Source organism: Alicyclobacillus acidocaldarius subsp. acidocaldarius Tc-4-1 (genome assembly GCF_000219875.1).
GTDB lineage: Bacteria > Bacillota > Bacilli > Alicyclobacillales > Alicyclobacillaceae > Alicyclobacillus > Alicyclobacillus acidocaldarius_A.
Genome location: NC_017167.1, coordinates 1250980 through 1272570 on the forward strand (window position 1 = coordinate 1250980; position 21591 = coordinate 1272570).

At 63.2% G+C, this 21591-nt stretch carries 24 protein-coding genes; 23 read left to right on the forward strand and 1 reads right to left on the reverse strand.

Features of this window, described 5'->3' with window-relative positions; genetic code table 11:
• The first annotated feature begins 16 nt into the window (after nucleotides 1–16).
• Together TC41_RS05825 and TC41_RS05830 are read left to right on the forward strand one after the other, a co-directional pair.
• Entirely contained in the window at nucleotides 17–1165 is a 1149-nt protein-coding gene (locus tag TC41_RS05825) for an NAD-dependent epimerase/dehydratase family protein (protein WP_014464082.1), read from the forward strand.
• Nucleotides 1166–1173: 8 nt separating this feature from the next.
• A complete protein-coding gene (locus tag TC41_RS05830) occupies nucleotides 1174–2325 on the forward strand; it encodes a glycosyltransferase family 4 protein (protein WP_014464083.1) in 1152 nt (383 codons plus the stop codon).
• Between the two features lie 11 nt (nucleotides 2326–2336).
• Here the strand turns inward: TC41_RS05830 and TC41_RS05835 are convergent, their stop codons facing one another.
• Nucleotides 2337–3701, reverse strand: coding sequence for an amidase (locus TC41_RS05835; protein WP_014464084.1), 1365 nt, complete (start codon nucleotides 3699–3701; stop codon nucleotides 2337–2339).
• A 350-nt stretch (nucleotides 3702–4051) separates the two neighbouring features.
• On the opposite strand from TC41_RS05835, the gene rsmD reads away from it, so the two are divergent.
• From rsmD to trmD, 21 genes are all read left to right on the forward strand, one after another.
• On the forward strand, nucleotides 4052–4606 hold the full coding sequence (gene rsmD, locus TC41_RS05840) for a 16S rRNA (guanine(966)-N(2))-methyltransferase RsmD (RefSeq protein WP_014464085.1): 555 nt from the start codon (nucleotides 4052–4054) through the stop codon (nucleotides 4604–4606).
• A gap of 11 nt (nucleotides 4607–4617) precedes the next feature.
• Nucleotides 4618–5115 carry a pantetheine-phosphate adenylyltransferase gene (coaD, locus tag TC41_RS05845; RefSeq protein ID WP_014464086.1) on the forward strand — a complete coding sequence of 166 codons (498 nt, stop codon included), beginning with the start codon at nucleotides 4618–4620 and terminating at the stop codon, nucleotides 5113–5115.
• Nucleotides 5108–5917 (forward strand): patatin-like phospholipase family protein, encoded by an 810-nt coding sequence (locus TC41_RS05850; RefSeq protein ID WP_014464087.1) that lies wholly within the window; start codon nucleotides 5108–5110, stop codon nucleotides 5915–5917. The genes coaD and TC41_RS05850 overlap by 8 nt, the downstream gene beginning before the upstream one ends.
• A 46-nt stretch (nucleotides 5918–5963) precedes the next feature.
• On the forward strand, nucleotides 5964–6467 hold the full coding sequence (locus TC41_RS05855) for a YceD family protein (RefSeq protein ID WP_014464088.1): 504 nt from the start codon (nucleotides 5964–5966) through the stop codon (nucleotides 6465–6467).
• Between the two features lie 36 nt (nucleotides 6468–6503).
• Nucleotides 6504–6680, forward strand: a complete 177-nt coding sequence (gene rpmF / locus TC41_RS15720; protein WP_008340528.1) for a 50S ribosomal protein L32 — start codon at nucleotides 6504–6506, stop codon at nucleotides 6678–6680.
• A gap of 265 nt (nucleotides 6681–6945) precedes the next feature.
• A complete protein-coding gene (fapR, locus tag TC41_RS05860) occupies nucleotides 6946–7503 on the forward strand; it encodes a transcription factor FapR (protein ID WP_014464090.1) in 558 nt (185 codons plus the stop codon).
• Nucleotides 7500–8534: a phosphate acyltransferase PlsX gene (plsX, locus tag TC41_RS05865; RefSeq protein WP_014464091.1), complete on the forward strand. Its 1035-nt coding sequence runs from the start codon at nucleotides 7500–7502 to the stop codon at nucleotides 8532–8534. The genes fapR and plsX overlap by 4 nt, the downstream gene beginning before the upstream one ends.
• Entirely contained in the window at nucleotides 8531–9490 is a 960-nt protein-coding gene (fabD, locus tag TC41_RS05870; RefSeq protein WP_014464092.1) for an ACP S-malonyltransferase, read from the forward strand. Before plsX ends, fabD begins: the two co-directional genes overlap by 4 nt.
• Complete coding sequence (gene fabG / locus TC41_RS05875) at nucleotides 9483–10223, forward strand: 3-oxoacyl-[acyl-carrier-protein] reductase (RefSeq protein ID WP_041695103.1); 741 nt, start codon at nucleotides 9483–9485, stop codon at nucleotides 10221–10223. Before fabD ends, fabG begins: the two co-directional genes overlap by 8 nt.
• A 24-nt stretch (nucleotides 10224–10247) precedes the next feature.
• The gene (gene acpP, locus TC41_RS05880; protein WP_008340535.1) at nucleotides 10248–10487 is read left to right on the forward strand and encodes an acyl carrier protein; all 240 of its coding nucleotides are present in this window, start codon (nucleotides 10248–10250) and stop codon (nucleotides 10485–10487) included.
• 70 nt (nucleotides 10488–10557) lie between these two features.
• On the forward strand, nucleotides 10558–11799 hold the full coding sequence (gene fabF / locus TC41_RS05885) for a beta-ketoacyl-ACP synthase II (RefSeq protein WP_014464094.1): 1242 nt from the start codon (nucleotides 10558–10560) through the stop codon (nucleotides 11797–11799).
• Nucleotides 11800–11915: 116 nt separating this feature from the next.
• Nucleotides 11916–12641 carry a ribonuclease III gene (rnc, locus tag TC41_RS05890; protein WP_014464095.1) on the forward strand — a complete coding sequence of 242 codons (726 nt, stop codon included), beginning with the start codon at nucleotides 11916–11918 and terminating at the stop codon, nucleotides 12639–12641.
• Nucleotides 12622–16194 (forward strand): chromosome segregation protein SMC, encoded by a 3573-nt coding sequence (gene smc / locus TC41_RS05895; RefSeq protein ID WP_041695104.1) that lies wholly within the window; start codon nucleotides 12622–12624, stop codon nucleotides 16192–16194. Before rnc ends, smc begins: the two co-directional genes overlap by 20 nt.
• 32 nt (nucleotides 16195–16226) lie before the next feature.
• Nucleotides 16227–17147, forward strand: a complete 921-nt coding sequence (gene ftsY, locus TC41_RS05900; protein ID WP_014464097.1) for a signal recognition particle-docking protein FtsY — start codon at nucleotides 16227–16229, stop codon at nucleotides 17145–17147.
• 38 nt (nucleotides 17148–17185) lie between these two features.
• Nucleotides 17186–17575 (forward strand): YlxM family DNA-binding protein, encoded by a 390-nt coding sequence (gene ylxM, locus TC41_RS05905; protein ID WP_014464098.1) that lies wholly within the window; start codon nucleotides 17186–17188, stop codon nucleotides 17573–17575.
• On the forward strand, nucleotides 17553–18992 hold the full coding sequence (gene ffh / locus TC41_RS05910; RefSeq protein WP_014464099.1) for a signal recognition particle protein: 1440 nt from the start codon (nucleotides 17553–17555) through the stop codon (nucleotides 18990–18992). The genes ylxM and ffh overlap by 23 nt, the downstream gene beginning before the upstream one ends.
• 26 nt (nucleotides 18993–19018) lie before the next feature.
• The gene (rpsP, locus tag TC41_RS05915; RefSeq protein WP_012810708.1) at nucleotides 19019–19294 is read left to right on the forward strand and encodes a 30S ribosomal protein S16; all 276 of its coding nucleotides are present in this window, start codon (nucleotides 19019–19021) and stop codon (nucleotides 19292–19294) included.
• Nucleotides 19295–19335: 41 nt separating this feature from the next.
• Nucleotides 19336–19605, forward strand: a complete 270-nt coding sequence (locus TC41_RS05920) for a KH domain-containing protein (RefSeq protein WP_014464101.1) — start codon at nucleotides 19336–19338, stop codon at nucleotides 19603–19605.
• Nucleotides 19602–20024 (forward strand): YlqD family protein, encoded by a 423-nt coding sequence (locus TC41_RS05925; RefSeq protein WP_014464102.1) that lies wholly within the window; start codon nucleotides 19602–19604, stop codon nucleotides 20022–20024. Before TC41_RS05920 ends, TC41_RS05925 begins: the two co-directional genes overlap by 4 nt.
• Complete coding sequence (gene rimM / locus TC41_RS05930; protein ID WP_014464103.1) at nucleotides 20021–20554, forward strand: ribosome maturation factor RimM; 534 nt, start codon at nucleotides 20021–20023, stop codon at nucleotides 20552–20554. The genes TC41_RS05925 and rimM overlap by 4 nt, the downstream gene beginning before the upstream one ends.
• Nucleotides 20535–21329, forward strand: a complete 795-nt coding sequence (gene trmD / locus TC41_RS05935; protein WP_049784341.1) for a tRNA (guanosine(37)-N1)-methyltransferase TrmD — start codon at nucleotides 20535–20537, stop codon at nucleotides 21327–21329. The genes rimM and trmD overlap by 20 nt, the downstream gene beginning before the upstream one ends.
• Nucleotides 21330–21591: the final 262 nt, after the last annotated feature.

Genomic DNA, 21591 nt, shown 5'->3' on the forward strand with positions numbered 1-21591 from the left:
GGGGTGAAGACATAACGTGAAGATTATCATTGCTGGCGGTGACGGGTTTTGTGGATGGCCGACGGCGCTCCATTTCTCCGAGCGCGGTCATGAAGTGGCCATCGTGGACAACTGCATCCGCCGCGAGTGGGACAAAGAACTCGGGACCCGCTCGCTGACGCCCATCGCCACCATTCAGGAACGTCTGGCGGCTTGGAAAGAAATTTCGGGCAAAGACATCAAGCTGTATTATGGCGACCTGCAAGATTACGAGTTTGTTCGCCACGTCTTCGAGGACTTCGAGCCGGAGGCGTTTGTCCACTTTGCCGAGCAGCGCTCGGCTCCGTACTCGATGATTGACCGCGACCACGCCGTGTTCACGCAGGTGAACAACGTGGTGGGCACGCTCAACGTCCTCTTTGCCATCAAAGAGACGGTACCCGACTGCCACCTCATCAAATTGGGTACAATGGGCGAGTACGGAACCCCCAACATCGACATCGAAGAGGGATACATTCGGATTCAGCACAAGGGGCGCGAGGACGTCCTGCCCTATCCGAAGCAGCCCTTCTCGTTCTATCACCTTTCGAAGGTACACGACAGCCACAACATCATGTTTACCTGCAAGGCGTGGGGCATTCGCGCCACGGACCTCAACCAGGGCGTCGTGTACGGACTCTGGACGGACGAGACGCGCCGCGACGAAAGGCTGTACAACCGCGTCGACTACGACGGCGTGTTTGGGACCGCGCTCAACCGGTTCTGCGTGCAGGCTGCGGTCGGTCATCCGCTTACGGTCTACGGGAAAGGCGGACAGACGCGCGCGTTCCTGGACATTCGGGACACACTGCAGTGCATTGAGCTCGCGGCGCTTCATCCTGCGGATCGCGGTGAATTCCGCGTCTTCAACCAGTTCACGGAGCAGTTCTCCGTCCTCCAACTGGCCGAGCGCGTGCAGAAGGTGGCCCGCGAGATGGGCCTCGATGCGGAGATCGAGCATCTGCCGAATCCGCGCGTCGAGAAGGAGGAGCATTACTACAACGCTGTCCACACGAAGCTGCTCGACCTCGGCCTGAAGCCGCACTATCTCTCGGACGAGCTCATTCGCGAGCTCATTCAGACCGCCGAGCGCTATCGCCATCGCGTCGATTTTGACGTGATCCGCCCGAAAGTGACCTGGAGGTAACGGTGAGCATGAGGATCGCGATGTTTACGGAGACGTTTCTGCCGTCGACCGACGGGATCGTCACGAGGCTCTGTGCCACGCTGAAATATCTGGAGCGAGAGGGCCACGAGGTGCTGTTATTCGCCCCGTCAGGATCGCCGGAGACCTACGCTTCCGCAACCATCGTCGGGATCCCTGCGATGCCGTTTATCCTGTATCCGGAAAAGCGGTATTCCCTGCCGCTGCCGCGCATCGGTAAGCATTTGCGGGCGTTTCGGCCAGACCTCATTCACGTGGTGAATCCGGCATTCCTCGGCATCGGAGGCATCTACTACGCGTGGAAGTCTCATCTGCCGCTGGTGGCGTCGTATCACACCAACGTACCGGCCTACGCTCGCCACTACAAGTTGGAGTTTCTCGAACCTCTCTTGTGGTGGTATTTTCGAACGCTGCACAATCGGGCTCACCTGAATCTCGCCACGTCGCGCGCGACGCTGCGAGAACTGGAACGCCAGGGGTTTCAGAATCTGGAACTCTGGGAGCGCGGCGTGGACGTCGAGCTGTTCCGAAACGCTCCGTACAGTGAGGAGATGCGCCGTCGCCTAGCGCCCGAAGCGAAGCCGGGAGATCGCGTCCTGCTGTACGTCGGACGCTTGGCGTCCGAAAAGAACATTGAGCGCATGCGCCCGGTCTTGGACGCCATCCCGGACCTTCATCTCGCCATCGTCGGCGACGGCCCGCACCGCCCCGAACTCGAGCGCGTGTTCGCCGGGACGCGGACCCACTTCACCGGATACCTCCATGGGGAGGAGCTGGCGCAGGCGTATCGCGCCGCGGACGCATTCTTGTTTCCGTCGACCACGGAGACGCTCGGGCTGGTCTTGTTTGAGGCGATGGCGGCCGGACTTCCCATCGTGGCGGCGGATAGTCCCCCTACGCGCGAGGTCCTGGAGGACGGCCGAGCCGGGTTGATCTTCGATCCCGATTCCACCGAGTCCGTTATTGCGACCGTCGATCTCGTGATGCGCGACGAGGCGAGGCGAGAGGCGGTCAGGCAGCGGGGCCTGGCCATCGCGGAGCAGCTGGACTGGGAGGGGCCAAGTAAGCAACTGCTCGGTCACTACGAGCGAGTCTTGCAGTCGTTCAGCGTCGTCGCGGGCGCCGTCACTGGCACCCGCTGACGGCGCCTTTCTTATGGCAGGTGGGAGGCGATGTCCGCCTCAATCCGGCGGGCGATGCGAAGGAGTCGGGCGTCGCCTCCAGGTTTTCCCACAATCTGAAGCCCCATCGGCAAGCCCGACACTTGGCCGGCCGGGATCGAGATGGCCGGCGCCCCCGATAAATTCCACGGATTCGTGAATCGCGTGAGGAGCGGCCGAACGGCGCGCTCTTCCCCATGGATCCACACCGAGTTTTCCCCCATGCGCGTCGCCGGAATGGGCGTCACTGGAAGAAGGATGCAGTCGTACTGAGCGAACATGTCCCGAATGAAATGCCGGAAACGGGCTCGAAAGCGCAGACTCTCCGCGTAGGAGGCCGTGTCCACGCGCGCGCCCTCTTCCAGGCGCTCCCGGACGTCCTCGCCGTACGCGTCTTTGTGATCGACGAGCCACGCTCGATGCGTCGCATACGCTTCCGCGCCCAGGATGTTCGCCTGATGGCGGGCGATCTCGTCCGCATCCAGCTCGATGGACCCCGCGATGTCGATGGTGCCGCGGCTTTGGAGGAGGTGGATGAGCCCCTCAAACCACGCGGACACCTCGGGTGACGCAAATCGCTTGACCAAGCCCGGGACGACTGCTGCGCGTAGGCGCCCGGCTGGTGGCGCAGGCGAAAGCCAGGAGTCGGGATCGAGGCCTGCCATGACGGCGGTCACGATGGCCGCATCTTCGACGGAGTTCGCAAGTGCACCGACGTGATCGAGCGTTGGGGCGAGCGGGAGCACGCCGTCCGTTGGGATGAGGCCGTACGACGGCTTGAATCCGACGCACCCCGTCAGCGCGGCCGGAATGCGGACGCTGCCGCCGGTGTCGGTACCCACGCTGGCTTGCGCCAAGCCACCCGCGACCGAAGCGGCGCTGCCGCCGCTGGAGCCGCCGGTGATCCGACTCAGGTCGCGTGGGTTGCGCGCAGGCCCGAAGTGCGGATTCTCATTGGTCACGCCAAATGCGAATTCATGCAGGTGGGCTTTCCCAATGATAAGGGCGTGCGCGCGCTGGAGCCTCGCCACGCACACGGCAGTGCGTTCCGGCACGTGTTCTCGGAACCGGCCATGCCCGTACGTCGTCGGGAGAAACGAGGTGTCGATAAGGTCTTTGACGCTGATGGGGATGCCCGCGAGCGGACCCAGTCCTTCGGGAAATCGCGCCGCCAGTTGGTCGATGGCACTCGCCTGTTGGCGGCATGTCTCGGTCGCCACGCACAGAAGTGCGTTCAGCCGTCCGTTTTCGCGTTCAATCGCGGCAAGCCACTGCGCGAGCGCGGCCGATGCGGAGAGACCTCGGCCCAGCTGGGCTACTTGCTGGCGAATCGAGGGGTTGTTGGGTGACAACGCCATCTCCTCCGTCCTCCAAGGCTCTACGTGCAGAAAAGGTGCCTAGGACGATTATAGCGGACGCGCACCTGGGCATGCGGAGCAAGGGCAGGTCCGGAAATGAAACGGGCCCCGCGCCCGGGTTTGCGCGAGGCCCTGCGTCAGCACGACTGACGCGTTCTGGGAGAGGAGAAACCGGAGGAAGAGTGGATGGGGATCGCCTCTTCGCACTCGGTTGCCACAACAGCTGTCGCCGTTGTCGTTCACAGAATGTCCAAAAGAAGGAACGGATATACGTCCCGTTGGCGCTCGCCCCTCGTTGTGATACGTTGGTGCAGAGAAAGGTGGCCCAGCCACCCGAGAGGAGATCAGGCATGCGGGTCATTGCGGGCAGGTGGCGCGGCATCTTGCTCGAGTCGCCGAGGAGCCAGGCGGTCCGACCCACGACGGATCGCGTCAAGGAATCGATGTTCAATCTTATTCCGCACCGGTTGGAAGGACTCGTCATCGACCTGTTCGCCGGGACGGGGTCTCTTGGCATCGAGGCGCTGAGCCGGGGCGCATCGCGGGCCATCTTTGTCGACAAGGATCCCCGTTCGGCTCGGCTCGTGCGCCGCAACCTGGACCGCGTCGGCGCCGCGTCTCAGGCAGAGGTTTGGGTGCTGGACTGGGCGCGCGCCCTGCGGCGCTTTGAATCGTCTGGGGACGTCGCCACGTACGTGTTCGTGGATCCGCCGTATCACGCCGACCTGTGGATTCCGGTGCTTCTCGCGCTTCCGGCCGCCCGCGTTTCCGGGGCCGTCGTGTGCGAGGCGCCCGCCTCGCTCGACCTGCCTGAGCAGGTGGGCGACTTTGTGCTGCAGAAGTCGCGCCAATACGGCGACATCGCGGTTCGGATTTACAAGGGCCGATCTGGCGTAGAGATATAGGAGGGGTCTTCATGCGCAAAGCCGTGTATCCTGGAACGTTTGATCCCATCACGCTCGGGCACGTGGACGTGATCGAGCAAGTCGCGCCGCTGTTCGACGAACTCGTGGTCGCGGTCTTACACAATCCTTCGAAGCGCCCCTGGTTCGATCTCGACGAGCGGCTCGACATGATTCGGGAGGCCGTTCGCCCCTATCCCCACGTGCGCGTCGACGCGTTCACCGGGCTTCTCGTGGACTACTGCCGCTCGTCTGGAATTGCGTGCGTCGTGCGCGGCGTACGCAATCACGTCGACCTGCAGAACGAGATGGCCATGGCGCAAATGAACCGGGCGCTGTACGCCGATCTCGTCACGCTCTTCATCCCGACTTCGCCCGAATGGTCGTTCGTCAGTTCGTCGCTCGTCAAGGACGTGGCCATGCACGGGGGCGATGTGTCGCGATTTGTGACGCCGCGAGTAGCCGCGGCACTTACCGCGCGCGCGGAAGGGCGAGAGCAACGCCATGTCTGATGGACATCGGGCGCGCGAGAAGGTCAAGGTCGGGGTGGCCCTCGGCTCCGGCGGTGCCAAGGGCTTCGCGCATATCGGCGTGCTGTTGGCTTTCGCGGAGCACGGTGTTCCCGTGCACGCCATCGCCGGCTCGAGCATGGGAGCGCTGGTGGCGGGTGTGTACGCGATGGGAGTGTCGCCGCGCGTGATGCGCGCTCTCGCCGTCAACTTGAGGCGGCGTCACTGGCTGGATTTCACCGTTCCCAAGATGGGCTTCATCCAAGGGGAAAAGGTGCGCGCCGTGGTGGCGACCATGACCCGCCAGGGGACGTTTGCCGATACCGCCATCCCGCTCGCCATCGTGGCGACCGATCTCATCCAGCGCCAATTGGTCGTGTTCCGCTCTGGCCTCATAGCCGACGCGGTCCGGGCGAGCATCTCCATCCCTGGCGTGTTTGTCCCCGTCGTGCGGGACGGTGCCGTGTACGTCGACGGAGGCGTGCTCGAGCGCGTGCCTGTACAGGCGTGCTGGGACCTTGGGGTCGATCTCGTCATCGCCGTGGACGTGGGCGTGACGCCGAGAGGCACGCCCCCCACCTCTGTCATGGACGTGATCATGCAGAGCCTTGAGCTCATGCAGGACGAAGCACTTCGCGCGCGCGACCGGGGCGCAAGCCTCACGCTCGTACCGGACGTCTCTCATATCGGGACGGCGCAGTTCCAGCGCGCATCTGAAGCCATCGATCTCGGCTATCAGGCGGCGGTGGCACAGTTGGACCGGATCTGGGATGCCATTGACCGCGCAGGCGCCTTTGTGTCATAACAGCAGTGTCGGCGTCGGCTTGCGCGGCAGAAAGGGGCTCATGGCTATGAACATCGACGTGGAACGATTGAAAGAAGAGGGCGAGCTCAATCTCGCCGAGATCGTATCGCTGCCGCGCATCGCTCGGGAAGTGGTGGATGTCGAATCGCTGGACGACGTCAACGTCCGCCTGCACGCGACCTATCACCACCCCTACGTGGTCGTGCGCGGCGAACTGGATACCGTAGTGCACTATGTGTGCGCCCGTTGCCTTGCCGAGTTTGCGCGTCCTTTGAGCACACCCTTTCACGAGCGGTACACGACCGACGAGCACAAAGCGGAAGACGAAGTGCGATTTGTCGGCGACGAGATGGTGGATGTCACGCCGGAGCTGGAGCAGGCCATTTTTCTCGCCATCGACAACCGTCCGCTCTGCAAGGAAACGTGCCAAGGGCTGTGCCCGGTGTGCGGGTGTGATCGCAATGTAGAGGTGTGCGGCTGTGATGTGCGGCCCATCGATCCCAGGCTGGAGGCGCTGAAGGGCTTGCTTTCCGACCATGGTTCGGAGTAAGATAGTGCGCGGTACGCGGAAAAGGGGGTGGGTTCTGTGGCGGTCCAACAACACCGGGTGTCGAAGACGAGAAAGCGCAAGCGCCGTACGCACTTCAAGCTGGAGCAGCCGACGCTGGTCACCTGTCCCCAGTGTGGTGAATACAAGCTTCCGCACCATGCGTGCACGAGCTGCGGTACGTACAAAGGGCGAGTCGTTCTGTCGGTCAAGTGAGCGAAAGGTCTAGAGGCTGTCCGTCACCGCGCAGGGAACCGCGGGTGTGGGCAGCCTCTTTTCGCATCAACCGACGGAGGCCGCGCGCATTCGACGCATTGCAACATAGACGGGCGCGCCAATTCTCGGTATCATGATGAGGTGTACTCGGTGGGAATCTTCGTCTCGGCGCCGTCGCGCCGGGTGACAGAGGCATGGATAACCGGAACGTGATGGGTCGAAAGAGGGTATCTGCGCTGAAAAATCGGAGCGCCGGTATGCGCTTGTGGCACTCCTGGAACAGAATCCGTTTGCGACGGATGAGCAGTTGGCGGAACAATTTGGCGTGAGCGTCGCGACGATTCGGCTGGATCGCAGCGCGCTCCACATTCCCGAGGTTCGCGAGCGCATTCGGCGGATGGCCTCGGATCGGCAGGACCAGGTGCGTTCGCTCGACGAGCAGGATCTGATTGGGCGCCTCACGAAGCTCGAGTTGAACCGTCACGCCGAATCGGAGTTGACGATTCAAATAAATCACGTCTTCAAGCGCACCCAGATCGTGCGCGGCCACGTCCTCTTCGCGCAAATCAATTCCCTCGCTGTCGCGGTGATGGATGCGGACTTCGCAGTGACGGCCAAGACGGAACTGCGGTTTCTGCGCCCCGTGCGTCTGGGGGAGACGGTGCGAGCAAGAGTGGACGTGATCGGAGAACACGGCGGGATCGTGCGCTGTCGGGCGGTGAGCCACGTCGACCACGATACCGTGGTGGAAGGTGTGATTTGGGTGTACAAAGATCCTTCCCACGCAGGGGTGCAGTCGATGAACGAGGGGGAAACCGAGTGATCACGATGGCCGTGGACGCGATGGGCGGCGACTACGCCCCGGAGGCCCCGATGGAAGCGCTGTGCCAGGCTGCGACTCAGTACACCGACACGAAATTCGTCGTGATCGGCGATGAGGCGCGGATTCGGGAGTTGGGAGGGGCGAGGCTGCCCGACAATGTCGAGGTGCGCCACACCGATGTGGTGATTGCGGGGGATGAAGAACCCGTCAGGGCTGTACGGCGAAAGCCCAATTCGTCGCTCGTGATGGCTGCCACGATGGTGGCGAACCGGGAAGCGGACGTGATGGTTTCCGCGGGCAACACGGGGGCCATCATGGCGGCCGGAACGCTGATCATCGGGCGTTTACCCGGCGTGGAGCGGCCGGCGCTCGCTCCCATCTTGCCGACGTTCGACGGGCGAGGCGTCTTGTTGCTCGACGCAGGCGCGACGATGGACGCTTCCGCGGAAAACTTGCTGAGCTACGCGTACATGGCGGATGCTTACGTGCGTCACGTTTTGGACATCGAGAAGCCTCGCATCGCGCTCTTGAACGTGGGCACGGAGGACTCGAAGGGCAACGCGGTGGTGAAGCAAGCGTTCGCGCTTTTATCCCAGTCACCGTTGAACTTTATTGGCAACATCGAAGCGCGCGAAATGATGGCGGGCTGCGCGGACGTCGTGGTCTGCGACGGGTTTGTCGGAAACGTCGTGCTGAAGTTAGCGGAGGGCATTGGTCTCGGCCTGTTTTCCGACATCCGCACCGTCCTGACGAAGACCATGAGCGGCAGACTCGCGGCGCTGCTCGTGGGGAAGCGGCTGCGTCAAATGCGAGCTCGGTACGACTGGGCTGAACATGGCGGCGCGCCGTTCCTCGGGGTGAACGGCGGTTGTTTCAAAGCCCACGGCAGCAGCAACGCGCGGGCGTGGTTCATGGCCATCACCCAGGCCCGAAAGTTCATCGCGAATGATCTGTTACACAAGCTGACGGTGGCCATGGGTGAACGGCACGTGTCCGTGCCCAATTCCGAACTCGGAGAGGGTCGAACATGAACGTCGCATTCGTGTTTCCAGGACAAGGCGCCCAGTACGTCGGCATGGGGCGCGCCATCTTTGACGAGTACCCTGTGGCGCGCGCGCTTCTCGAGGAGGCCGACGACTCGCTAGGGATGAAACTGTCGGACATCATTTTGAACGGCCCGGATGAGACGCTTCGCCTCACCTACTACACGCAGCCCGCCCTTCTGACGGTCAGTGTGGCCGTGTGGCGCGCGCTGGTGGATCGCGTCGATATTCAGCCGCTCGCCGTGGCCGGTCACAGCCTGGGCGAATACTCGGCGCTTGTCGCGGCCAAGAGCATTTCGTTCACGGATGCAGTCAAGCTCGTGTATGAGCGCGGAAAGCTGATGGACGAGGCGTATCCGGCGGGGCGGGGCACCATGGCAGCTGTCCTGGGGCTCGACGAGGAGCCGCTTCGCGAGGTGTGTAAGCGCGCGAGCGAGGAAACGGGCGAGACAGTCGAGTTAGCGAACGTGAATTGCCCAGGACAGATTGTCATTTCCGGAGCTAAGGCCGCGGTGGAACGCGCTTCTCTTTTGGCAAAGGAGGCGGGAGCTCGCCGGGTGATGCCCCTCAACGTCAGTGGGCCGTTTCATTCGAGCCTGATGCAGCCGGCCGCAGAGCGATTGGGGCAGCTTCTGGATGACACGGAGTTTGCGGACGCAGAGACGCCGGTGGTGGCGAACATCGACGGGCATCCCCGTCGAATGGCCTCGGATGTGCGCGACGCGCTGAAGAAACAACTGGTCATGCCGGTACGGTTTGTGGACTGCGTCCTGTCGATGAAGCGGCTGGGAGTGGACTGTGTCGTAGAATTGGGGCCCGGGACGGTGCTAAGCGGGCTGGTGCGCAAAATCGACAAGTCGCTTGAGACGGCTCACGCCGAAGATCCTGCGACGTTGGATGAGGTGTGCGCGATGCTGACGCGCGGGGGTGAAGGCAGTGAGTGACGCTCGAGTGGCGCTTGTGACGGGCGCTTCGCGCGGCATCGGGCGCGCCATTGCGCTCGAACTCGCGGCGGAGGGGCGCGACGTGATCGTGAATTATCGCAGCGGCGGGGACCTTGCGGCGGAGGTGGTTCGCGCCATCGAGGAGATGGGGCGCCGCGCTGTTGCCATCCAGGCGGACGTCTCGAAGCCCGAGGAGGCAAAGCGGCTCGTGGCGGACGGATTGGCCGCGATGGGCCGGATCGACATTCTGGTCAACAACGCCGGCATCACGCGCGACGGACTCTTAGTGCGCATGAGCGACGACGATTTCAACCAGGTCCTTGACACGAACCTCCGCGGCGCGTTTTATTTGATTCGCGAGGTTGCGCGGCCGATGATGAAGGCGAGATGGGGGGCCATCGTGAACATCACCTCCGTGGTGGGGCTCATGGGCAACGCCGGCCAAGCGAACTATGCGGCGGCCAAGGCGGGGCTCGTCGGTCTGACGAAGGCCACCGCAAAAGAGCTCGCGCCTCGCAACATCACGGTCAATGCCGTCGCCCCAGGGTACATCGACACGGATATGACGCGAGATCTGGGCGAGGACCGGATGCGGGAGCTCTTAGCGCACATCCCGCTCGGGCGGACGGGGCAGGCGGAGGAGGTCGCGTACGCGGTCGCCTTCCTGACGTCGGAGAAAGCGCGTTACATCACGGGTCAAGTGGTCGCTGTCGACGGCGGCATGGCCATGTAGTATACTGCAAAAGGAGGTGAGACGATGGCAAACGACGTGTTTGAACGCGTGAAGAAGATCATTGTCGATCGACTGAATGTCGATGAGGATAAGGTCACTTTGGACGCGACGTTCAAGGACGATCTCGGTGCGGACTCGCTGGATATCGTCGAACTCATCATGGAGCTGGAAGACGAATTCGATATGGAGATCTCCGATGAGGATGCTGAAAAAATCAGCACGGTCGGCGATGTGGTTACATACATCGAGCAGCACCAGGGATGATGTGCGAAATCTGGGTAGCATAGTCCCCGTGCGCGAGCCGGGGCTTTATGCTATGTAGGGGGGTGAATCCATGGCACGACGCGTGGTGGTGACGGGGCTTGGGGTCGTCTCGCCAGTCGGAAACAGCGTCCCTGCGTTTTGGGACAGCTTGCTTTCGGGCAGGTCGGGCGTTCGCGAGATCGATCGGTTCGACACCTCCGAATACCCCTGTAAAATCGCCGGCTTGGTGAACGACTTTGACCCAGAGCGCTATATCGACAAGAAGGAACTTCGGCATATGGACCTGTTCACGCAGTACGCCTTATATGCGGCGTACGAGGCCGTCCTTCAGTCCAAGCTCGAGATTACGGATGAAAACCGGGATCGCATTGGCGTGTACATCGGTTCCGGCATCGGCGGCATCAGCACGACGCTGTCGAACTACCGGACGCTCATCGAGCGCGGGCCGAAGCGCGTGAGCCCGTTCCTAGTGCCGATGATGATCAGCGATATGGCTTCTGGACAAGTCTCGATCGAATTTGGCGTGCGTGGCCCGAACAGCTCCCCCGTATCCGCGTGTGCGACCGGATCGCACGCGATCGGCGATGCGTTTAAGATCATCCAGCGCGGTGCGGCCGATGTGATGATTGCGGGCGGCGCTGAGGCCGCGGTGGTCGATCTTGCGCTGGCCGGCTTTTGCAACATGAAGGCCTTGTCCACGCGCAACGATGAACCGCAGCGCGCCAGTCGGCCGTTCGACAAAGATCGCGATGGCTTCGTGATGGGCGAAGGCGCTGGCATCCTCGTTCTCGAGGCGCTGGATCACGCCTTGGCGCGCGGCGCCACGATTTTGGCCGAAATCTGCGGCTACGGGATGTCCGGCGATGCGTACCACGTGACGGCCCCGGACCCGGAGGGCGACGGCGCGTATCGGGCGATGAAGGCGGCGCTCGAGGACGCCGGCCTTGCGCCGACGGACGTCGACTACATCAACGCGCACGGGACGAGCACCGACTACAACGACCGCATCGAGACGTACGCAGTGAAGCGCTTGTTTGGCGAACACGCCTACAAGCTCGCGATGAGCTCGATTAAATCGATGACAGGTCATCTGCTCGGCGCGGCGGGCGGCGTGGAAGCTGTGGCGTGCGTGATGACGCTAGTCGACGGCGTCATTCCGCCGACCATCAACTATGAGACGCCGGATCCGGACTGCGATCTCGACTACGTTCCCAATGAGGCCCGACGGGCCGACGTCAACGTGGTGCTCTCGAACTCGTTCGGGTTCGGCGGACACAACGCGTGCTTGGTCTTCCGCAAGTACGTGTCCTGAGTCCGCAAGAGAGAGAAGCCCCTGGCCTGTCCGGGGGCTTTTTACCATGAGGGCTTTGAGGGACCGCCTCCGGCGCGAGACGGCGCCTCAAAGCCCCCAAGGGGGAGAGGAAAGGATTGCAGAACAAGTGGCTTGAACTCCAAGGGTTGCTCAATCTTCAGTTCCACGATATCAACCTGCTCAAGCAGGCCTTCACGCACGCCTCGTACCGCAATGAGCATCGAAAGCTGCACGTGGAGGACAACGAGCGCCTCGAGTTTTTGGGTGACGCCGTCTTGGAGCTTGTCGTGAGCGACTTTTTATACCGCACGTACCCCAAGATGCCCGAGGGCGAGCTCACGCGCATGCGCGCCGCCATCGTCTGCGAGGCGTCGCTGGTCCGCTTCGCGAAGCGGCTGTCGTTTGATCAGTACATTCGCCTCGGCCGGGGCGAAGAGCGCAGCGGCGGACGATCTCGCCCAGCTCTCCTGGCCGACGTGTTCGAAGCGTTCCTCGGGGCACTGTACCTCGATCAGGGTCTGGAGGCCGTTCGCCAGTTCGTCCACGCGCACATGGTGCCGTATCTCCCCGACGTGTCCGCTGGTCTGGACTACAAGACCGCGCTGCAGGAACTTGTGCAGCAGCGCCACCAGACACCTGTTCGGTACGTCATCGTGGAAGAGCGCGGACCCGCGCATGCGCGCGAATTCGTCGTTCAGGTGGAACTGGGCGGCGAAGTTCGCGGCGTCGGAATCGGCCGTTCCAAGAAGGAGGCGGAGCAGCAGGCGGCGGCGATGGCCCTGGCCTCGCTCTCCGAAGAACGCTCGGAGGAGCGTGTCAACGGTGTATCTCAAACAGATTGATATCCTCGGGTTCAAGTCGTTTGCCGACAAGACCCAGATGATCCTTTCTCCCGGCATCACGGCCATCGTGGGCCCGAACGGCAGCGGCAAGAGCAACATCGCCGATGCGCTCCGCTGGGTCTTGGGTGAGCAGAGCGTACGAAACCTTCGCGGCAGCAAGATGGAGGACGTGATCTTCGCGGGCAGCGAGCTGCGCAAGGCGACGAACTTCTGTGAAGTGTCCATCACGCTTGACAACACGGACCATCACCTGCCGGTGACGTTCGAGGAGGTGACCATCACCCGGCGCGCGTTCCGCTCGGGCGAGAGCGAATATTGGATCAATCGCCAGCCTTGTCGGCTGAAGGACATCCACGAGCTATTCATGGACACCGGACTCGGGCGCGAGGCGTATTCCATCATCGGGCAAGGCAAAATTGAGGAAATGTTGTCCACGCGGCCGGAGGATCGGCGGGGGCCGTTCGAGGACGCGGCCGGGATCGTGAAGTTCAAGCACCGTCGCAAAGAGGCGGAGCGAAAGTTGGAAGAGACGGCGGCGAATCTGGTGCGGGTCGACGACATCCTCGCGGAACTCGAGGCTCAGCTTGGTCCGCTCGCGGAGGCGCGGCGGATTGCAGAGCGATATCAAGCGTTGTCGGACGAAATCGAGGAGATGGAGATTGCCCTGCTCGTCGTCGAGATCGACCGGCTGCACGAGCGGTACGTGCAGTTGAAGAACCAGGTGGCTCGCGAGGAGGCTGCGCGTAACGAGGCCCAGGCGCGCATGCGGCAAGGCGAGGAGGCGTGGGAGGCGCGGCGGCAGGCGCTTGCCGAGGCCACGGCGCGGCTCGAGTCGCTGCAGCAGCAGTACGTCGAGGTGGTCGAGGCCCGGCAAAAGGCAGAAGGGTCGCTCGCGCTGGCGGAGGAGCGACTCGCAGCTCTCGCGCAGCGAGCGGAAGACAGGCGGCGGCGCAGGGAGGAGCTGGCGCGCGATCTCGCCGAACTCGACGCCGCCATGGAGGCGGTTGCGCGGGCCGAGGCCGAGGCCGCCGCGGCGCTCGGGGAGAGACAACACCTGCTCGCGGACGCGCGCCAGCGGGCAGACGACGCCAGGAGGTTCGAGCTGGCGGACGAGATCGACCGCCTGAGCGGGGAACTGATCGATGCGAATCACCGCGCGGCCATGCTTCGCAACGAGTGGAAGACGCTCGAGGAGAAGCTTCAGGCGGGCGCGACGCGGCACGAGCGGTTTGAGGAAGAAGCGGCGCGCATTCGAGCGGAGCGGGACCGCATCGAGGCCGAAAAACAAGCACGTGCGGAGCGGGTGGAGCAGACGCGGCGCGAGCTGGAGGAACTCGAGCGGCAATTGGCCGCATTGGAGGCCGAGCGTGAACGGGCGGCGGCTGAGGAGGCGCAGGCCGTATCCGCGTGGCATCGCCTGCAGGCGGATGTGCAAGGACTGTCAAGCCGCCTGGAACTGCTGCGCGATCTCGAGGCGGGTTACGACGGATACGCGCACGGTGTGCGCATGGTGCTTCAGCAAGCCAGGCGCGGGGCGCTCAAGGGGGTGTGCGGCTCCGTCGCCGAGCTGATTCGCGTGGATCGGACGTACGAGCTGGCCGTGGAGACAGCTTTGGGCGGCGCGCTGCAGAACGTGGTCGTCGAGACGGAGCAGGACGCGATGGATGCGATTCGCCTATTGAAGGCGCGCCAGGGCGGTCGGGCGACGTTCATCCCGCTTGACGTCGTTCGGTCGCGTCGCATGGAGGAAGGGCTCGTGTCGCGCGCGGCGAAAGAGCCCGGTTTCCTTGGGCTCGCGAGCGATCTCGTCTCGTTCGAGGAGCGCTTCCGCCACGCCATTGAACACCTGCTTGGAAACGTGGTCATCGCCCAGGATCTGGAGCGCGCGAGCCGCATCGCGCGGACGTTGAACCACCGCTTTCGCGTGGTGACGCTGGAAGGCGATGTCATCGCGCCGGGCGGCCTCATGACCGGGGGGCACGTGAATCGCAAGGGGCCGGGACTGCTCGGCCGCCAACGCGAGCGCGAGGATTTGGAAGGGAAGCTCAAGGCGCTCGAGGCGGAGCGAGCGCGCCTGAGCGCTCGCCAAAAGGAGCTTCGGGCGCGCGTCGTCGAACTCGGGCGCGAACGGGATCGCCTCGAGGCGGAGCGGGCGGTGCGCTTGGGTCGTCTGAAGCAATTCGACGACGAGGACCGGCAGTCGGACTTTCAGCTCAAGACGTTGACTGAGCGCATGGAAGCCCTCGACTGGGAACGAGAGACGCTGGCCGCGGATCGCTCACAGATCGAACGGCGTCAAGCGGAGGTCCGGGACTTGCTGGCGGAAGCGGAGGCCGAGGTGGCCCGGATCACGGCCGCCATCGCGGACCGCCGAGATCGCCTTGCAGCCCTGGAATCGGAGCTCGCGGAGGCGAAGGAACGGCTCACGGGGCTTCGGATTGAGGTGGCGACGCTCGAGCAGGAGCGGGAGAATCTGGCGCAGCGTATGAGCGAGTTGCGCGAGCGAAAGGACCGGCTCGAGCGCGCCTATGTGGAGATGCGCCAGGAGCAGGCACGCGATGATGCGGAGGCTGCGCGCCTTGCCGCAGTGCGCGAATCGGAGCGCGCCGGGGCCTTGCGCCTGGCGGAGGAACTGGATGCGCTCGAACAGGCGCTGGCCGCGGCCCGTCAAGCGCGACAGGAACTGGAGGCCGAAGCTCGCGAGCTCGAGGACGAGGTGCGGCGCAAGCGGCGAATCGCCGAGGAGCAGGAGGCCGCTCTGCAGCGCGCGCTTGTCGCCGTGGAGCGCGCGGATGCCGATCTCTCCCACGCGCTCGCGAAGATGGGCGAGCAATTCGGCATGACCTACGAGTGGGCGAAGGAGCGCTATCCTCTTCAGGGCACTGTGGCCGAGACGGAACGGCGGCTCGAGTCGCTCCGGCGGGAGCGCGCTTCGCTCGGCGACGTGAACCTCGGCGCCATCGAGGAGCATGAGCGGCTGTCGGAACGGGTCCGCTTCCTCACGGAACAGCGGGACGATCTCGTCGCAGCTCGAGAGCAGCTCGAGCAGCTGATCGACGAGATCGATCACGAAATGGCAGAGCGGTTCATGGAGACGTTTCAGCAGATCCGCGCGGAATTTGGCAAGGCGTTTCACAGCCTGTTTCAAGGAGGCGAGGCGGATCTCGTGCTGACCAATCCGGAGGATCCCCTGACCACGGGAATCGAAGTGGTGGCGAAGCCTCCTGGAAAGAAACTGCAGAACCTAAATCTCCTGTCGGGCGGCGAGCGCGCGCTGACCGCCATGGCTCTGCTGTTTGCCATCCTGCGCGTGCGACCGGTTCCGTTCTGTGTCTTGGACGAGGTCGAGGCGGCGCTCGACGAGGCGAACGTGGCTCGCTTCGCGCACGAGCTTCGCCTGCTCGCCGCCGACACGCAGTTCATCGTCATCACGCATAGGCGCGGTACGATGGAGGAGGCGGACGCGCTGTACGGCGTGACCATGCCCGAACGCGGGGTGTCGTCGCTGGTGAGCGTGCGTTTAAGCGACGAGATCGACTATGAAACGGCGTAGGCGGATGAGTCTTTGCGAAGGGAGATAAGTCCTTGGGGCTGTTCGATCGATTTCGAAAGGGACTTGAGAAGTCGCGCGCGGCGATGGCCGACAGGCTCTTGTCGGTGTTCCGCGGCCGAAGGTTGGATGATTCCGTATTCGAGGAGATGGAGGAGACGCTCATCCTGTCTGACGTCGGCGTGGATACCGCCGTGGAGTTGGTGGAGGCCATCCGGCGCGAGGCGCGCAGGCGGCGCATCGAGCGGGCGGAAGACCTGCCCGACGTCATGGTCGACGTCATGGTGGAGTTTTTAGGTCCGCCCGCAGAGATGGCGGAGAACCCGGACGGCCCAACGGTGGTGCTCGTGGTGGGCGTCAACGGCGCCGGGAAGACGACGACGATTGGCAAGCTCGCGCATGCGTACAAGAGCCAGGGCAAACGCGTCATCCTCGCGGCCGCCGACACCTTCCGGGCTGCGGCCATCGAGCAGTTGATGGTGTGGGGTGAGCGCGTCGGCGTTGACGTCGTGCGCCATGCGCAGGGTTCGGATCCCGCCGCTGTGGTGTATGACGCCATTCAGGCGGCGAAGGCCCGGCGATGCGATTTCGTCCTGTGCGATACGGCAGGGCGGCTGCAGAACAAGGCGCACCTGATGAACGAGCTTGCCAAGATCCGCAAGGTCGCGGAACGCGAACTCTCGGGCGCCCCACACGAAGTGCTTCTGGTGATTGACGGAACCACCGGCCAGAACGGCCTCGTGCAGGCGCGCGTGTTCAAGGAGGTCGTACAGGTCACCGGCATTGTGGTGACCAAGCTCGACGGCACGGCCAAGGGCGGCATCGTGTTCCCCATCGTCCGGGAGGAAGGGATCCCGGTCAAGTGGATCGGGCTCGGGGAAGGCATGGACGATCTTCAGCCTTTCGATCCACGGATGTTCGCGGAAGCGATCTGCCGCCCTGAGACACGGGTGTAAAGGAGATTTGCTTGACAGTGACTGAAAACCCGGATAGTATGAGAGACGTCACGCGCGTGGGCGATCTGTACGCCTTTTACGAGCCGCTTCTCACGGAGCGTCAGCGGCAGATTGTGGAACTTTACCACTTCGAGGATATGTCTCTCGGCGAGATCGCCGAGATCTTATCCATCAGCCGGCAGGCGGTTCACGATCAGCTTCGCCGCGTCGAAGATCAACTCGAGTCGTACGAAGCGGCGCTTCACCTCCGGGAACTCGCGCGGGCCGAGCGGAAGGCGTGGGAGCAGATGGTGTCTGCGTGGAGCGAGGCGGCGGCGTACGTTCCCGAAGAAGTGAGGCGTCGCATGGACGATGCGATGCGCGCCATGGGGGCCACGGTTTCGATTCTGTTGGGAGGTGATGCGGATGTTCGAAAGCCTGTCGAATAACCTGCAGGCGGTCTTTCAGCGTCTGCGCGGTCGGGGCCGCTTGACCGAGGCTGACGTCGACGAGGCGATGCGCGAAATTCGCCGCGCGCTCCTCGCTGCGGACGTGAACGTCAAGGTCGTGCGGGATTTCGTCGACCGCGTGCGTGCTCGCGCGGTGGGGCAGGACGTGCTGAAGAGCCTGACGCCCGGCCAGCAAGTCGTGAAGATCGTCTATGAGGAATTGACGGAACTCATGGGCGGATCGCAGGCTCGCATCCGCATGGCATCGAAGCCTCCCACCATTGTGATGCTTGTTGGCCTCCAGGGCGCCGGCAAGACGACCACAGCTGCAAAACTCGCGCTCGCTTTCCGCCAGCAGAGCCACCGGCCGCTGCTCGTGGCCGCCGACGTCTATCGCCCTGCGGCGGTCGACCAGTTGAAGGTGTTGGGCGAGCAGATCGATGTTCCTGTCTTTTCCTTCGATGGGGCGGGTGCGGTCGAGATCGCGCAGGCCGCCTTGCGCGACGCGGAGCGGCGTGGTGCTGACGTGGTCATCGTGGACACCGCGGGGCGTCTGCACATCGATGACGCGCTCATGGGCGAACTCGAGGCGATGAAGAAGGTCCTCGAACCCCATGAGATCCTTCTGGTGGTCGACGCGATGACGGGGCAGGACGCGGTGCACGTCGCGGAGGCGTTCCATCAGCGGCTGGAGGTCACCGGCGTCATCCTCACCAAGCTCGACGGCGACGCGCGCGGTGGCGCCGCGTTGACCGTTCGCGCGGCCACAGGCTGTCCCATCAAGTTTGTCGGCATGGGCGAGAAGATCGAGCCTCTGGAGCCGTTCCATCCGGAGCGCATGGCGTCGCGCATTTTGGGAATGGGCGACGTCCTGAGCTTGATCGAGCGGGCACAGGAACGAATCGACCTCGAAAAGGCGAAAGAGATGGAGGCGCGGATGCGATCCGCGAACTTCACGCTCGACGACTTTCAGGAGATGTTCCGCCAGGTTCGCAATCTTGGACCGCTCGATCAGATCCTCAAGATGCTGCCGGGGATGAATCGGGTCAAGGGGCTGGAAAATCTCGATCTGAACGATCGGCGCTTTCGCCGACTGGAAGCCATCATCTCGTCGATGACACCCGAGGAGCGCCGAGATCCCGGCATTTTGAACGCGAGCCGCCGGCGCCGGATCGCCAACGGCAGCGGTACGACGGTGCGCGACGTGAACCAGTTGATCAATCAGTTCGAGCAGGTTCGTGAGATGATGAAGCATCTGACAGGTGGTGGGAAACGCGTGGGTCGCCGCCAGGCGATGAACGCGCTTCGGGCGATGGGAGGCGTCCCTGGACTCACCGGGGGTGGGTTCCCTGCACTCGGTGGCGCCGAGGGCGGGCCGCCGCGTGAACGCGTGCATCGCAAGAAAAAGAAGAAGTGAAATGGATTTAGGAGGTCGATGTTTTCATGGCGTTGAGGATTCGTTTGAAGAGGATGGGTGCGAAGAAGCGCCCTTTTTATCGTGTCGTGGTGGCTGAGGCCCGTTCACCGCGCGACGGGCGTTTTGTGGAAGAAATCGGAACATACAACCCGTTAACGGATCCGGCGGAAATTCGGATCGATGAGGAGCGCGCGCTTCATTGGCTCCGCACGGGGGCGCAGCCGTCCGATCGCGTCCGCTATCTGTTCCACCTCCAGGGCATCCTGAAAAAATTTCATGAGGAGAAATTCCAGAAGAAGTAATCTGCGGGCGGCCGAGTGCCGCCCTTCGGAGTGATCGGTCCGTGCAGGATTTGGTAGAGTTCTTGTTCCGGTCATTGGTCACGCGCCCGGACGAGGTGCGCGTGGAGGCTCGCCAGGAGGGCGACGTGACCACGTATCGGGTCACGGTGCACCCCGACGACGTGGGCCGCGTCATCGGGCGGCAGGGTCGGATAGCCAACGCTGTGCGGAGCGTGGTGGGCGCGGCGGCACATCGTCAGGGACGGCGCGTCCACGTCCTCATCGGATCGCAAGAAAGCAGTTTCAACGAGGATGCGGGGAGATCGCAATGAAAATTCGACAGCCGGTAGCCGTCAAGTTCATCTTGACTGAAACAGCGAAGCAGCAGATTATCGCCGAACATCGTCGGCAAATTGACCAAATTCAGAACGAACTTGACCAACTGGAGCAGCAGGGGAAGATCGCGATCGAACAGGCGATGGCCCAGGGAGGCGAGATCGCCCAGCAGGTTCGCCAACAGCTGGAGAACGAGCGCCGGGTGCGAGAGCAGCGGCGAGAAGAGTTGTTCCGGCAGATGCAGCAGATTCAGCAGCTGGAGCTCGGCACGGAAATTCAAAATATGACGGTTGAAACGGTAGTCGATGTCAAGCCGGGCGACGATTGGACGAAGGTGTTGCTCGGGGCGGAGATTATCGTAAAAGACGGGATTGTCGTCGAACTCCGCCAAAATGGGCAGCGGATCGAAGGGTGACCGCGTACTACACCGTGGGTGTGGTCACCAAGCCGCATGGGCTTCGCGGCGAAGTGCGCGTGTATCCGCGGACGGACTTCCCTGAGGAGCGATTTTCCCCGGGATCTCGGCTGTGGCTGCGCCCGCCGGGTTCGGAACCGATAGCTGAACTCGAAGTGCGAAGCGGCCGGCAACACCAAAATCTATGGATTGTCGGATTCAAGGGCTATCACGCGATCTCGGACGTCGAATCGTGGCGCGGCTATGAGCTGTGCGTCCCGGAGGACATGCTTCACCCGCTCCCCGAGGGGGCGTATTACTATCATCAACTGGTTGGCCTCGAGGTGGTTTCAGACGAGGGCGAGCCGCTCGGCGTGCTGGCCGAAGTCTGGACCCCCGGCGCCAACGATGTGTACGTCGTGCGAAAGCCGGGGCAGCCAGACCTATTGCTTCCAGCGATACGGGACGTCATCTTGTCGGTAGACCTGGAAGCGCGCCGCATGACGGTCCATCTTCTGCCGGGCCTTCGGGATGGCGAGGAGGACGAGTGACGTGCCGCTCCATGTTGTGGTCATGACGCTCTTTCCCGGCATGTTCACGGGCGTGCTCGGCGAGAGCATGTTGAAACGCGCCCAGGAAGCGGGAGCGCTGCGCGTGGAACTCGTCGATTTTCGCGAATACGCGACGGATCGCCATCGAACGGTAGACGATGCGCCTTACGGTGGGGGAGCCGGCATGTTGTTGAAGCCCGATCCCATCTTTGCGGCCATGGACGATCTGCGGGCGCGTGTGGGTCCGGGCAGCCCGCCGGAGGAGCGCATCATCTTGCTTAGCCCGTCGGGGCGGCGTTTTACGCAGGCTGTCGCGGAGGAATACGCGAAGAGCCAACGACTCGTCATGCTGTGCGGACACTATGAGGGCTTCGACGATCGCGTCCGGCAAGGGCTCGCCACCGAGGAATTGTCGTTGGGAGACTTTGTGCTGACGGGCGGCGAGATCGCCGCCATGGCGGTCATCGACGCCGTAGCGCGGCTGCTTCCGGGCGTTCTTGGGAATGCGGCTTCGGCCGAGGAGGAGTCCCACACGTCGGGCTTGCTCGAGTATCCGCAGTTCACGCGGCCCGCTGAATTTCGCGGCATGCGCGTTCCGGAGACGCTGTTGTCCGGGCACCACCAGAAGATCGAGGTCTGGCGGAGGAAGCATGCGTTATATCGCACGTGGAAATATCGTCCGGATCTTCTCCAAAATGCTCAGTTGACTGAGCGAGATCGCGAATGGCTGCGAGCCTTTGCGGCCGGGGATTTTTCGGGGATCGATGTGTGGTGAACCCGGCTTTATGACAAAGCCCCAGCAGGCGCAAGAGATAAGGCTGTATCCCGATGACGGCGCCTGCCGAGGCTGTGATACCGTACGATCCGTCGAGCGTCGACGTGAGGGCTGAAGTCCAATCGGACGGGATCGTGAGTATGAATCGAGGAGCCCTTGGGCATCGTTTGAATGGACATCCCCCTTGACACAGAGGGGGAGGCGGTGATAGTATCATTCTCGCCGCCCGCGAGGCGGCAGGAAATCCGCGCGGTGGCGCGGG

Excerpts from the sequence above, each read along its gene's own strand:
- TC41_RS05830 (WP_014464083.1), top strand. The coding sequence starts at position 1,174 with ATGAGGATCGCGATGTTTACGGAGACGTTTCTGCCGTCGACCGACGGG.
- TC41_RS05835 (WP_014464084.1), bottom strand. The coding sequence starts at position 3,701 with ATGGCGTTGTCACCCAACAACCCCTCGATTCGCCAGCAAGTAGCCCAG.
- rsmD (WP_014464085.1), top strand. The coding sequence starts at position 4,052 with ATGCGGGTCATTGCGGGCAGGTGGCGCGGCATCTTGCTCGAGTCGCCG.
- coaD (WP_014464086.1), top strand. The coding sequence starts at position 4,618 with ATGCGCAAAGCCGTGTATCCTGGAACGTTTGATCCCATCACGCTCGGG.
- TC41_RS05850 (WP_014464087.1), top strand. The coding sequence starts at position 5,108 with ATGTCTGATGGACATCGGGCGCGCGAGAAGGTCAAGGTCGGGGTGGCC.
- TC41_RS05855 (WP_014464088.1), top strand. The coding sequence starts at position 5,964 with ATGAACATCGACGTGGAACGATTGAAAGAAGAGGGCGAGCTCAATCTC.
- fabD (WP_014464092.1), top strand. The coding sequence starts at position 8,531 with ATGAACGTCGCATTCGTGTTTCCAGGACAAGGCGCCCAGTACGTCGGC.
- acpP (WP_008340535.1), top strand. The coding sequence starts at position 10,248 with ATGGCAAACGACGTGTTTGAACGCGTGAAGAAGATCATTGTCGATCGA.
- fabF (WP_014464094.1), top strand. The coding sequence starts at position 10,558 with ATGGCACGACGCGTGGTGGTGACGGGGCTTGGGGTCGTCTCGCCAGTC.
- ylxM (WP_014464098.1), top strand. The coding sequence starts at position 17,186 with ATGAGAGACGTCACGCGCGTGGGCGATCTGTACGCCTTTTACGAGCCG.
- ffh (WP_014464099.1), top strand. The coding sequence starts at position 17,553 with ATGTTCGAAAGCCTGTCGAATAACCTGCAGGCGGTCTTTCAGCGTCTG.
- rpsP (WP_012810708.1), top strand. The coding sequence starts at position 19,019 with ATGGCGTTGAGGATTCGTTTGAAGAGGATGGGTGCGAAGAAGCGCCCT.
- TC41_RS05925 (WP_014464102.1), top strand. The coding sequence starts at position 19,602 with ATGAAAATTCGACAGCCGGTAGCCGTCAAGTTCATCTTGACTGAAACA.
- trmD (WP_049784341.1), top strand. The coding sequence starts at position 20,535 with ATGGCGAGGAGGACGAGTGACGTGCCGCTCCATGTTGTGGTCATGACG.